Genomic DNA, 12,474 nt, shown 5'->3' with positions numbered 1-12,474 from the left:
TACTTGCAGTAATAATCCACCGCAACGACAACTAAGTCTGGTTCCTATGCGCATCGCTTATTTCATCAATCAATACCCCAAAGTCAGCCATAGCTTCATTCGTCGCGAAATTTTGGCGTTGGAACGTCAGGGGTTTGTGGTGCAGCGCATTGCTCTGCGTGGCTGGGATGCCGAATTGGTGGATGCCGAGGACGTGTCCGAACGCGATAAAACCCAGTATGTGCTGCAGGGCGGAGTCAAAGAGCTGTTAGTGCCTGTGCTGCAGCTGCTGCGCGCCCAGCCGCGACGCTTTTTTTCGGCGCTGTGGCTGGCGTTACGCATGGGCCGGCGTGCCGATCGCCCCTGGCCCTATCATTTGGTTTATTTGTCCGAGGCGTGTCGCGTGCTGATGTGGTTGCAGGCGTTCGGTGCCGAGCATGTGCATGCGCATTTTGGCACCAACTCAACCGAGGTGGTGATGCTGGCCAATGTACTCGGTGGGCCGGCGTACAGTTTTACCGTGCACGGGCCGGAAGAGTTCGACAAACCGCAGTTTATTCATTTGGGCGAGAAAGTTCGGCGCGCGGCCTTTGTCGCTGCTATCAGTTCCTATGGGCGCAGCCAGCTGTTTCGCTGGGTGGCTCATGCACACTGGGCAAGGGTAAAGGTGGTGCATTGTGGCCTGGAGCGGGCGTTTCACGACGTACCGGCCGTTGCCGTGCCATCCACGCCGCGGTTGGTTTGTGTAGGTCGTTTGTGTGAGCAGAAGGGTCAGCTTTTGCTGCTTGAAGCCGCCCGCATCCTGGCAGCTCAAGACGTGGAGTTCGAAATAGTACTGGCCGGCGATGGAGAAATGCGCGCGGAAATCGAAACCCTGATTGCACGGCATGGCTTGCAGGCGCGGGTGCGAATTACCGGCTGGATCAGCAGCGATCAGGTGCGGGCGGAGATTCTTGCGGCGCGGGCCTTGGTGTTGCCGAGCTTCGCCGAGGGGTTGCCGGTGGTCATCATGGAAGCCATGGCGTTGCGCCGCCCCGTACTGACGAGCTATGTGGCGGGCATTCCCGAGTTAGTGCAACAGGGTGTGAACGGTTGGTTGTTTCCCGCTGGTGCTGTGGATGAGTTGGCGGCGGCGCTGGCGGACTGTCTCGCGCAACCTGTCGAGGTGTTGCAGCGGATGGGCGAGGCGGCTTATCAGAGAGTGCTGGAGCGACACGACATCGATATCGAAGCGGCCAAGTTGGCTAATTTGTTTAGGGCGCAAGCATGATCACATTACTTAGTTGGCTGTTCAGCTTACTGCTGATACTCATCCTCCTGCCGGTGTTAGTGCTGTTTGTGCAGGTGTTGATGGCCTGCCTACCTGCACGGTCGCGCTCGTCGGCGCAAGGATCGCGACCGCGGGTGGCTGTGTTGATACCGGCACACAATGAATCCTCGATCATCGTCGCGACGTTAAATAGCATTCGGCTGCAGTTGCTTTTGGGTGATCGCCTATTGGTGGTGGCGGATAACTGTTCTGACGACACGGCCGCGCTGGCCCGCACGGCGGGCGCCGAGGTGGTGGAGCGCAGCAATGTTCAGCAGCGTGGCAAGGGTTATGCGCTGGACTGCGGGGTGCGTCATTTGGCGAGTGATGCGCCGGACGTCATGATTGTTATCGATGCGGATTGCCAGGTGGCCGAGGGTTCTATTGAGCGTTTGGCAATCTGTTGCATCGACTCAGGGCGGCCAGCGCAAGCACTTAATTTAATGCTTGCTCCAGCAGGTTCCGGGCTAAAAGTGCGGCTTGCCGAGTTTGCCTGGTGTGTGAAGAATCGGGTACGGCCGCAGGGTTGGACCCGGCTCGGTTTGCCCTGTCAGCTAATGGGCACGGGAATGGCTTTCGTCTGGCGGGATCTGATGTTGATCGATTTAGCCAGTGGCCACATCGTTGAAGATTTGAAGATGGGCCTGGATTTATGCCGAAGCGGCAAGTCGCCTTTGTTCTGCCCCGATGCTCTGGTGACCAGTTACTTTCCGCGCAGCGATGAAGGCTTAACTACCCAGCGTACGCGCTGGGAACATGGTCATCTAGGGGTAATCCTTGGGGATACGCCAAAGTTACTGGTGGAGTCGATTGGCCAGCGTAACTGGAGTCTGCTGGCTATGACGCTGGATTTGCTGGTCCCTCCGTTGGCCTTATTGACGTTGGCCTTGGGGGCGGTATTTGGTGTGGCATGGTTGGTATTTATGCTGTCCGGAGCTTTGGCGCCAGCCTTGATAGCTTCTTCCGGGGTGGCAATATTGGGTGTGACTATCTTGCTGGCATGGAGCCAATTTGGTCGCGGGATTATTTCTTTTTCAGCCTTGTTGTATGCGCCGTTCTACGCGGTGAAGAAAATCCCTCTGTATCTCGGATTTTTGCTTAAGCGCCAGGTTGAATGGGTGCGTTCGAAGCGAGATGACAACTAATGCGTGCTTTATCCTGGCAGCACAGCTGGCAAACGATTACCCAGAAACTCAGGGTGATCAGCGATGTTGATGACGAGCAAGCATTGATTGATGCGTTATCCAGACCTGACGTGACGACAGTGCTCGGGTTCGCGAATGCCCATGCCATGAATCTGGTGGCGTCCAATACCGACTACTTTAACGCGCTGCTGGCTGCGGACGTGTTATTGAGGGATGGCTCCGGCATGGCCATCCTGTTTCGTCGACTCGGCTTAGCGCCGGGGTTGAATATGAATGGCACCGATTTCATTCCCAAATTACTGGCCGTGTTCAAGGGCCGGCGCGTGGCTTTCTGGGGTACTGAAGAGCCCTTTCTAGCCAATGCAGTACAGCGTAGCGAAGCGCTATTTGGGGTCAATGTAGTCTCTGCTCACCATGGTTTCGCGCCGGTGGATGCTTACATAAACCTTGCCCGGCAGTTTCAGCCGGAACTGGTTGTGTTGGGTATGGGCATGCCCAAGCAAGAAGCCGTTGCTGCCAGGTTAGCCGACAGTGGCGTGCCCTGTCTGGTCGTGTGCGGAGGGGCGATTCTGGATTTTCTCGGCGGCAAGGTGACTCGTGCTCCGCAATGGGTGCGTCGTCTCGGTTGTGAGTGGCTGTTCAGGCTAATAGGTGAGCCAAAGCGATTATTCAGTCGCTATGTGGTGGGTAATCCGATGTTCTTGTTACGCACGTTGATCTACAGGGATTCCTGACATTACAAGAATTTGACGCCTGGCCGGCGCCATAAAAACACGGCTGAAATATCTTGCAAAACCCCGACGTAGCACCTTTACTCAGGTTGGAATTATCGACTTGACGGGTATGTTCGGGGTCGTTTTCATCATTAAGATTGGCGTCAACAAAATGTTGTCAGACGCCGCATATTTTGAAAAAAGTGCTCGGCTGTCGAGCGCTCATTTCGAGTAGTTAGGTTATTGATTTGTAAACTCAAATGGCCATTCCTTGAAGTGTGCTAATAACCAAATGAAAAAATACATAGCCGAATTAATACGTAAGTTAATCTCTCCTTCAAGGCGATTTGAGCTAAGGAAAGCGCTCGCCTGGCTGCAAGATATAGGGGGGAGGGCATGTTTTTGGCGCTGGGAAATTGCCAGATTCAAACTGCGCGAAGACAGCACCTATGACATTCTCTATGTGGGCAGGAAAACACAGCGGGAATTTGTAAAGGTTCTACTGGGCGCTGAATCTCAAGCGGTTAATAGCCAATTGAAGTTGGATAATTCAGAGCGGACAGTGTGGGTCAGTGAAATGCCGACCTTGGGTGCATTATATGTGCCTCAATATTTAAGTGCTGTCGTTCCGCTGAGCCGGTCAATTGAAGATATTACGGCAAGGTACAATACCGAGTTGCGTCGAAATCTGCGCAAGAACCGGTTGCGCTATCGTATGAAACAGGCCTTGAACGATGACGAAATTGAAATCGCAGATCGGGAAATGCTGAAGCCCTATGCCAGCGCAAGGCATGGAGCAGCGGCCTCTCAAATTGAATCCCGTGAAGTTCAACGGGTGGCAAAAAGCGCCGGGCGGCTCGATCTAGTACTGCTGGAGGATGAAATAGTTGCATGCCATCTTGGGTGCGTGATTACCCGGGCAGGAAAACGCTACTGGAGCACCGTCCGTTTCGGCTACCCCGATGTTGTATTTTCAGATGCTAAGAAATTACGTGAAATTAACTCGATTACCACGTTCATGGCGCTTGAATGGGCGATAGAAAATGGTTTTGACTATTATGATATCGGAACTTGCCTGGCACGCCCGGACGATGGACTTCTCGAATGGAAAAGACGCCGTGGTGGTGATGTCGATACGCTGGGTAACTACGGCTATTTATTTGTTCGACTGCCTAAGGTGGGCGCGGCGCAATTTCTTTGGGAGACGCCTCTATTTGCTGTCGAAGGCAAAAAGCTGACACTTCATCTTGGGTTGCCGGACGGACCAAGTGATGAGGAGGTCGCGGGTCGATATCGTGAAATGGGTTTTGGTGGACTGTTCAAAATATATCTTCATTGTTCTAGAAAACCGCAAGAGGCGCTTCTCGACACCTTGCGCGGCCGCTACGCTCATCTGGCATTACCCCCTATTCTGGAAACTATTGTATCCACCTGAATAGGTTGCTTTAAAGAAGTACGGTTTACGTGTTTGGCCATAAACGCTGTTTCGGTATAACCACACTACGATGGGGGGCATATGTCGAAATTTAACGCATTGACGAGTGGCGGCCAATCAAAGTGGAGCCTTGCTGCGTATAAACACATTCTTAAAACGCGACTTATACGGAAGCCGTCGTTAACGCTGCAAAGCCTAGCCGTGAAAACGTGGGAAATTGCTCCAGGCGAAATCTCAATTGCTCCGCCCGCTTTTTTCCTTCCCAATCAACTCGAACGTGTGACGGGATGGGCAGGGGAGCTTTTTTATCCTTACGAGCATCCCCGTCGCACAATGGAAGGAGTGGGCAGTGTTGAACATGGGTCAACACGAGGCTACCTGCTTAAAGATGTCTGGTTAATTGATGGCACTCTTTACAAAGGTAATGCCAAGTCTTCGTTGTCGCCTAGATCTGGATGGTTACCAAAGATTCGCGTAGAAAACGAAATTGATCGCGGTGCGATGTTTTGTACGGCGGGAGGGAATAAATGGTTTGGCTCGTGGTTAATGGATGATTGTATAACCTATCCAATAGCCTGCGAGGAAGGCGTTCCGGTGACCACGGCAGTGTCTGCCAACCTTGTGTCCACCGTTACGACCTGCATACTTCACGCCCCCGGCTATGAGGACTGGCTTGGTATGACGCCGGTTCGTTTACGCGATGCTTTTTTTCGTGAACTCGTTATCTTTGACGACCTAAGTCAAAATCGACATAAGCACCTGCGTTTTCGGGCGATGGGTGAAAAGTTACTCTCGCACGTAAAAGTTTGCGATCACCCAGGCGTGTTCGTTCTGCGAGGTGGCACGGGAGAATTGCGATTGTTACGCAATGAATTGGAACTTGCCGAGCGTCTGCGTGACCGCAGGGGGTTTCGGATTATCGATCCTGCAAAATCCGACGTTCCGACTATCGTGGCGGCCTGTGCCGGTGCAAGAACAGTGGTAGGGATTGAAGGGAGTCATCTAATACACGGCGTTAATGTACTCCAGCCGGGTGGTTCGCTGCTGGTTTTGCAGCCCCCTAATCGCTTCCTCTGTTTTTTCAAATATCTAACGGATCGTGATCACCAAAACTTTGGCTTTGTGGTCGGTACGCAAGAGGGCAATGGCTTTAGGATCGATCCCGATGAGGTTGAGCGTACGCTGGATCTATTTCCGGCATAACAGCTTCTTCAGGTTTCTGGATATATGAATTCATGCCGGGGCAGGAAGCCACCCCGGTATTCCGGGTAATGTCAGCTTAGTAGGCATGCTTGCCGGAGAAGGCAAACACAGTTCGTACAAGGATGACGAAATCGAGCCAAAGCGACCAGTTGTTGATGTACTCGATGTCCGAGTCAACGCGTCGGATCATCTGCTCTATATCCCTCGTTTCACCACGATAGCCACGTACCTGAGCCAGGCCTGTGATGCCCGGCTTAATGTTGTGACGCGCAAAGTAGCCAGAGACATCGGGCGAGTACTGTACATCGTGTTGAATAGCGTGCGGGCGAGGCCCCACCAGAGACATTTCCCCCACCAAAACGTTGAACAACTGCGGTAGTTCATCGAGGCTGGTCCGCCGAATAAAGGCGCCAACCCTGGTCATGCGCGGGTCATTCTTTTGCGCTTGCTTGACGACGCCGTCTTCCGGCTGGTGGACGACCATGCTTCTGAACTTCCAGATCCGGAAAGCTTCTCCACTCCATCCCATGCGCTGCTGACGAAAGAATATGGGGCCAGGGCTATCGAGCTTGATGGCAATGGCGACGGCTACCAGGACTGGTGCTGCAAGAACCAAAATGAGAAAGGCCAGGACTTTGTCCTCAAGGTTCTTCAGAAACAGACGCATCCCCATCAGTGGAGTTTCAGACAAGGTCAGCACGGGAATGCCGGCAATTTCGCGAACACTGTGGTTGATCAGGCGCAGTGAGAAAATGTCAGGCACCCAGTTAACAGAGATGTGTTTATCGAACAGCCTTAAATAAACATCCTGGATGATCTCTGAGCCACCCAGAGGGGTCACGAAATAGACGGTACGAATGGCATGTTTAACTACTAACTCATCAAGGTCGGAGATATCGCCCAGTATCGACAGACGTTGCGCGCCTTCCAGACTTTCCTTTCCCCGATCATCGTCCGCGCCAATCAACACACAGCCGACTATGCGCTCACCGAGCCAGGGATTATTGCTGATTTTCTTGTGAAGATAGCTGGCCAGTTCGCCCGAGCCAATGATGAGCGAGTTTTCCAATTGAGTCGGGTGGGTCAAAAACTTCTTTTGCATCTCGCGTGTCGCGAGGTGCAAAAGCAACTGGGCAAAATATCCAACAACAAATAACTGCCCGACCAATAAGCGCGAGTACTGTTCGCTTTGCTTGGTAAGAAAGGCCATGGCAACGAGAAAGCCAAATGTGGCAGTCCACGCTTTCAAAAGCTTGAAGGCTTTGACGGTAAAACCAACGTTGCTGCGGTAAATGGCATAGTGGTCGTATACGACGGCCAACGCCCCCAGCAGCAACAGGAGCAGGATGACATAGGACTGCGTTATGAAGCCGATATGATAATTGATCAAAAACCACGCAACACCGGTCACCGCAACACAATCGAGACCAGCCTGAATAACGATACTGGTACTGCTTCTTCGCTGGAGAACGGAACGGGTACTGTTGGGCTCAAATATCATATTTAGACCTCATGTCTGCTGCCCCTCGCGCTCGATGATGACGCGATTCAGTTCATGCTGCCCTCGCTTGAGAGCGTTGGCATCACCGTGATTAGCCACCCACCTTCGAAAATTACAGGCTTTGGGAGCATGTGGCGACGCGTGCTTTCACTTTAGCAGTACTGTGAAATCATTCACTGAATCTGCGTAGTTCTGAGTAGTTTAGTAGAACCTCCGGGCCTGAAAAAATGAAGCCCATCGAGATACCGACCGGCCTGCAGCGGGGCCGTCCGCGGTGTCTGCAGCAAGGTCGTGCCTGGTCAGTAATCGGGTATGGGGCGCGAGTGTGGTCGCGCAGTGATCGAGACTTACATCGAGCTGAAATCTGTGTGCATTGCGCACTGATTCCATCGCGGTAAAACGAGACGGCGCCCACAATGGGCGCCGTCTTCGTTTGGGCTGATCAGACGCGTTCGAACAACACGGCGATGCCTTGGCCGCCGCCGATGCACATGGTTGCCAGGGCATAACGACCCTGAACACGGTGCAGTTCGTGAATCGCCTTGGTGGCGATAATTGCACCGGTCGCGCCCACCGGGTGGCCCAGAGAAATCCCCGAACCGTTCGGGTTGACCTTCTCCGGGTCGAAGCCCAGTTCCTGCGCCACGGCACACGCCTGGGCCGCGAATGCTTCGTTGGACTCGATGACATCCAGGTCGGCAACGGTCAGGCCGGCGCGTTTGAGGACCAGGCGGGTGGCGGGAATCGGTCCCAACCCCATCAGCTCTGGCTCCACACCGGCATGGGCATAACCGACCAGTCGGGCGATGGGCTTGAGGCCTTGGTCGAGAACCATCTGACCCGTGGCCATGATCAGTGCTCCGGCACCGTCATTGAGACCGGACGCGTTGCCGGCTGTGACGCTGCCGTCTTTTTTGAAGGCCGGTTTCATCTTGCCCAATTGCTCGGCATTGACCTCGGCGCGGACATGCTCGTCCGTCGCAAACGTCACGGTGCCTTTGCGGGACGCCACTTCGATCGGCACGATCTGGTCAGTGAATCGGCCTTCGGCAATCGCCCGGGCCGCCCGTTGCTGGCTGAGCAGCGCCAACTCATCCTGAGCCTGACGAGTGATGCCATAGCGCTCGGCGATGTTTTCCGCAGTAATGCCCATGTGGAAACCGCCAAACGGGTCTTGCAGAGCGCCGAGCACGTAGTCGATGGCTTGCATATCTCCCATGCGTGCGCCCCAGCGCGCCTGCGGCAACAGGTAGGCTCCGCGGCTCATGGATTCGACGCCACCCGCCAGCGCAGCGCCTGCGTCTCCCAACATCAAACTTTGTGCTGCACTGACAATGGCCTGCAAACCAGAACCGCAGAGGCGGTTGACGTTGAAGGCGGGCGTCTCTTTCGGCAGGCCGGCATTCATCGCCACGGCACGAGAGATGTAGGCGTCACGTGCTTCCGTCGGGATCACATGCCCCATCACCACGTGACCGAAGTGTTCAGGTGCCAGCCCCGAACGTTCAATGGCGGCACGGCAAACGTCAGTGGCCAATTGAATGGGCGGCACATCTTTGAGCGAACCGCCAAAGCTGCCGATGGCCGAGCGGACGGCGCTGATAACAAAAATGTCGGATGGGTTCATGCGGGTTCCCCTGGAACAGTCCTGGACTCAAGTGTGCTTTCGCACTGTTATATGGGGATGAGTCTAGACACAGCGATGATTTTGGCCTATGCCAAAACTGCTCAAGGGGGGTGGCGTTTTTGGCCATTTCAGTTGAAGTCGCTTTTTGATCCGTCTGATCCGGTCAAAAGCGTAGAAAAGAAAATAAAAAAGCCCGGTACACGTCCGTAATGCTGTTCACTGAAGGTTGGGGTACATATCCGTTTCTGCGGTCACGGCGGCCTAGGGTTCCGCCCATAGATGTAAAAGCGAAACCGCCAGCAGCCGCTACCGCAGAAATGGATATGTACCCCATCCCATCCCAAACTTTTCTTAAGTGAACAGCATTAGGTACACGACCGGGCTTGATCGTTCCCACCCTGATTCGACCTTACTCATCCAATTGCCGCGCCGGAAAGAACAGCTCAAAGCACGTGATGCCCTCGCTGCTGCTAACGCTGTAAGCCCCATTGTGCAGCTGCATGATCGTCGCCACGATCGACAGGCCCAGGCCGTTGGAGTGCGCCGAGCTTTCGCGGGATTCGTCGACGCGGTAGAAGCGCTCGAACAGTCTGGGCAAGTGTTCGGCGGGGATGGTCGGGCCGTGGTTGCGCCGTGGTTGCGCACTTGCAGGCGGATGCCGTCAGCGGCGGGTGTGGCGCCACTTGCAGGCTGCCCAGGTCGCCGGAGTCGATGGTCGCCGCCAGCGCCGCGAAGGGCACGCCGTCCACACTCGGGTAATGCTGCACGTCGGCCAGCGCCAACGGATGGTCCATGGCCACCGGTGCCAGCGACGGCACGGCGAGGTTTCCGGGGTTGACCACCAGCAAGGGATTTTGTCCGGGGGCGCCGATGGTCAGCAGCGCCTCGCGGTTGCCGAGCATGTTCTGGAACAGCGCCGGTTTGGTCTTGATCAGGTCCAGCGTGTTGCTGTCGTTGAGGAAGGTGCGCTGTTGATCAATGCGATTCACCAGCGCGGCGTCGTCGCGACGGATCAGCTCGCGCTCCAGATCCCGGTATAACGCCACACCCAGCAGAGTCAGCGAGACAAAGGCGAGCAAGGCAAACACCAGTGCCAGGCGCAGCGTTAATGAGTGGCGAAGGCGGGAGGTCATGGTTGCGTATCGAAGCGATAGCCGATACCGCGCACGCTGTGAATCAATTTGAGTTGGAACGGGTCGTCGATTTTCAACCGCAGGCGCCGCACCGCGACATCCACGACGTTGGTGTCGCTGTCGAAATTCATGTCCCAGACTCGCGAAGCGATCATCGAGCGCGACAGAACCTGGCCCTGGTGCGTGGCGAACAGGTGCAGCAGGGCGAACTCCTTGTTGGTCAGTGTGATTCGCACGCCGGCACGGGTGATGCGGCGTTTGAGCACGTCGATTTGCAGGTCGGCGACTTGCACTGTTCTTCTTCCCGGGTGGGACCGCGCCGGGTCAGGGTGCGCAGGCGCGCCACCAGTTCGGCGAAGGAAAACGGTTTGATCAGGTAATCGTCGGCACCCTCCAGGCCCTTGATGCGGTCGGCGATGTCATCGCGGGCCGTGAGAAACAGCACCGGGGTGTCGGTTTCCTTGCGCAAGCGGCGCAGGACTTCCCAGCCATCCATTTTCGGCATCATGACGTCCAGCACAATGACGTCGAAATCGTGCTCCAGGGCCAGGTGCAAGCCATCGACCCCATCGCGGGCCAGGCTGACGGAGTAGCCGAGTTCCTGCAGGCCGTTGAGCAGGTAATTGCCTGCTTTGGGTTAGTCTTCGACTACGAGGATGTTCATGGGATCTGCCTGGTTCGGTGTCGGCAACATACATGTCGCGGCGGCGGGCTACAGAGGTCAGCCAGTGGCGCCAGTGTAGCCCGATCCTCTGTGAGTACAGGCGTCTGATCAGTTATCACCAATGCAACCCATGCCCTGGAACTGGTAATCCAGCACGTGCTTGCGACCCTGATGGTCGAGGTAAATCAGTTGCGCGGGGACGATGCCGCATTCTTCCGAGATGATGTTGCTGGACAGGTCTTTGGCGATATCCAGGTTGACGAAGAAACCGGTCTTGTCGTGGACGACAGGTTCGGTGGTCTGGGTGTCGGCAAACGCCGAACCGGTGGCGAGGAGAGCAGCAAAACCGAGGATTAACATTTTCATGATGATTCCTTCTATTCAGAGGCGGATTGGCTACCGACGGGTTGCCTGGCAGTGGATTCAGGTTAACCAGGCGATCCGCACAGCCGACCCACAGTTGAATGACAATTTTGTATTGAAACGGCGCCGAAGTTACGGTTGGCGACCAGCGGCTTCGAGGATCAGGTCAGCGATTTCTTTGGAGTGGGAGACCAAAAACAGATGGCTCGACGGCAGCTCGATGGTGGTCGCGTTCATGCGCTTGGCAAGGAAGCGTTCCAGGTCCGCGTTGATGGTTTGATCGAGGCTGGAGACCGCGTACCAGGACGGTTTTGTGTGCCAGACGGCAGCGGTGGTGCGGTCGGTGAACAGGGTTTTGGCGATCGGTTGCTGGACGGCAAACAGTTCCATCGCCTTGTCGTGGGGCACGTCACTGGCGAAGTACTTGAGGAAGGCGTCTTGCTTCAAGCTGATGAAACCATCGTGTTCCTCGGTGCCGGCGCGCACGGGCATGGTCGGGTACTTGGCCGACAGCGCGACGAAGTCCTCGCCTGCGTCCGGTGCTCGGGCTGCAACGTAAACCAGCGAACTGACTTTCGGATTGACCCCGGCCTCACTGACCACGGTGCCGGCGTAGGAGTGGCCGACCAGCACGGTCGGACCGTCTTGCTGATCGAGCACGCGTTGCGTGGCGGCAACGTCGTCGGCGACCGAGGTCAACGGGTTTTGCACCGCAGTGACGTGCAAGCCGGCGGCCTGCAACCGGGTGATCACATCCGACCAGCTCGAACCATCGGCCCAGGAACCGTGCACCAGCACGACGTTGTTGGCCTTGACCGGCGCGATGTTGCTGGCCATGGCGGAACCGGTGCCCAGCATCAACAGGCTGGCGGCGATCAGGCAGAGTTTGCTCATTGCTTTCATGGTGTCGACCCTTGTCATCAGTGTGAGGTGTGTCACCCGCGGTGGGTGACTGACGACGCCACTGTATGAAGCGAGGGTGCTGGCTACGCTGACAACTCAATGACAAGTTTGTAATGCACGGCGCGACTGGCTTTATGCCTGACTGCCGTATGTCGGGAGCGAGGAACGCCACCCATGAGAAAACTTCCAAATGAAGACTGTCTTTGGGAGTTTGAGCATGAGTGATGATCAAAAGAGCGATGCCCTGGCGGCCTGGTATCAGCTCCTGAAAGAGCCCCAGATCCGGATGGATTGTGAAGAACAGTACGACGAACTGCTCAAGGCTGCCGATGAGATGGAGCGCACCGGACTCATCAACAGCGTTGAATGGCGCAAGCTGGTTCAAGAGGCGAGCGCTGCTTTTGCCAATGCGACACAAGGGTTGGGGCGCGGAACATAGGCATCCAGTTTTGTTTTTGCGATTTTTGGTGTCTAAGCGTGCGCCATCGCGAGCAAGCTC

At 55.6% G+C, this 12,474-nt stretch carries 10 protein-coding genes and 2 pseudogenes; 6 read left to right on the top strand and 6 right to left on the bottom strand.

Features of this window, described 5'->3' with window-relative positions:
- The first annotated feature begins 46 nt into the window (after positions 1-46).
- The 5 genes from E3W21_RS03970 (at position 47) to E3W21_RS03950 (ending at position 5,784) form a co-directional block, all read left to right on the top strand.
- A complete protein-coding gene (locus tag E3W21_RS03970; protein ID WP_134418529.1) occupies positions 47-1,249 on the top strand; it encodes a glycosyltransferase in 1,203 nt (400 codons plus the stop codon).
- Positions 1,246-2,433: a glycosyltransferase family 2 protein gene (locus E3W21_RS03965; protein WP_134418528.1), complete on the top strand. Its 1,188-nt coding sequence runs from the start codon at positions 1,246-1,248 to the stop codon at positions 2,431-2,433. Before E3W21_RS03970 ends, E3W21_RS03965 begins: the two co-directional genes overlap by 4 nt.
- Positions 2,433-3,167: a WecB/TagA/CpsF family glycosyltransferase gene (locus E3W21_RS03960; protein WP_134418527.1), complete on the top strand. Its 735-nt coding sequence runs from the start codon at positions 2,433-2,435 to the stop codon at positions 3,165-3,167. Before E3W21_RS03965 ends, E3W21_RS03960 begins: the two co-directional genes overlap by 1 nt.
- 271 nt (positions 3,168-3,438) lie before the next feature.
- Positions 3,439-4,581 carry a hypothetical protein gene (locus E3W21_RS03955; RefSeq protein ID WP_134418526.1) on the top strand — a complete coding sequence of 381 codons (1,143 nt, stop codon included), beginning with the start codon at positions 3,439-3,441 and terminating at the stop codon, positions 4,579-4,581.
- A gap of 81 nt (positions 4,582-4,662) precedes the next feature.
- The gene (locus E3W21_RS03950) at positions 4,663-5,784 is read left to right on the top strand and encodes a glycosyltransferase 61 family protein (protein WP_134418525.1); all 1,122 of its coding nucleotides are present in this window, start codon (positions 4,663-4,665) and stop codon (positions 5,782-5,784) included.
- A gap of 76 nt (positions 5,785-5,860) precedes the next feature.
- Here the strand turns inward: E3W21_RS03950 and E3W21_RS03945 are convergent, their stop codons facing one another.
- The 6 genes and pseudogenes from E3W21_RS03945 to E3W21_RS03920 form a co-directional block, all read right to left on the bottom strand.
- A complete protein-coding gene (locus tag E3W21_RS03945; protein ID WP_134418524.1) occupies positions 5,861-7,285 on the bottom strand; it encodes an undecaprenyl-phosphate glucose phosphotransferase in 1,425 nt (474 codons plus the stop codon).
- Positions 7,286-7,727: 442 nt separating this feature from the next.
- Positions 7,728-8,912 carry an acetyl-CoA C-acyltransferase family protein gene (locus E3W21_RS03940; RefSeq protein ID WP_129436661.1) on the bottom strand — a complete coding sequence of 395 codons (1,185 nt, stop codon included), beginning with the start codon at positions 8,910-8,912 and terminating at the stop codon, positions 7,728-7,730.
- A gap of 409 nt (positions 8,913-9,321) precedes the next feature.
- Positions 9,322-10,045, bottom strand: a pseudogene (locus tag E3W21_RS03935) (ATP-binding protein).
- Positions 10,042-10,664, bottom strand: a pseudogene (locus E3W21_RS03930) (heavy metal response regulator transcription factor). The pseudogenes E3W21_RS03935 and E3W21_RS03930 overlap by 4 nt, the downstream one beginning before the upstream one ends.
- A 153-nt stretch (positions 10,665-10,817) precedes the next feature.
- Positions 10,818-11,075, bottom strand: coding sequence for a DUF2790 domain-containing protein (locus tag E3W21_RS03925; RefSeq protein ID WP_134418523.1), 258 nt, complete (start codon positions 11,073-11,075; stop codon positions 10,818-10,820).
- A 129-nt stretch (positions 11,076-11,204) separates the two neighbouring features.
- Positions 11,205-11,975 carry an alpha/beta hydrolase gene (locus E3W21_RS03920; protein WP_134418522.1) on the bottom strand — a complete coding sequence of 257 codons (771 nt, stop codon included), beginning with the start codon at positions 11,973-11,975 and terminating at the stop codon, positions 11,205-11,207.
- A gap of 217 nt (positions 11,976-12,192) precedes the next feature.
- Here E3W21_RS03920 and E3W21_RS03915 point away from each other — a divergent pair, with 217 nt between their 5' ends.
- Positions 12,193-12,414: a hypothetical protein gene (locus E3W21_RS03915; RefSeq protein ID WP_129436658.1), complete on the top strand. Its 222-nt coding sequence runs from the start codon at positions 12,193-12,195 to the stop codon at positions 12,412-12,414.
- Positions 12,415-12,474 lie beyond the last annotated feature (60 nt).

Source organism: Pseudomonas sp. F01002 (assembly GCF_004402115.1).
Lineage (GTDB): Bacteria > Pseudomonadota > Gammaproteobacteria > Pseudomonadales > Pseudomonadaceae > Aquipseudomonas > Aquipseudomonas frigoris.
The sequence above is the reverse complement of the archived record's forward strand: the minus strand, read 5'-3'. Positions and strand labels throughout refer to the sequence as shown.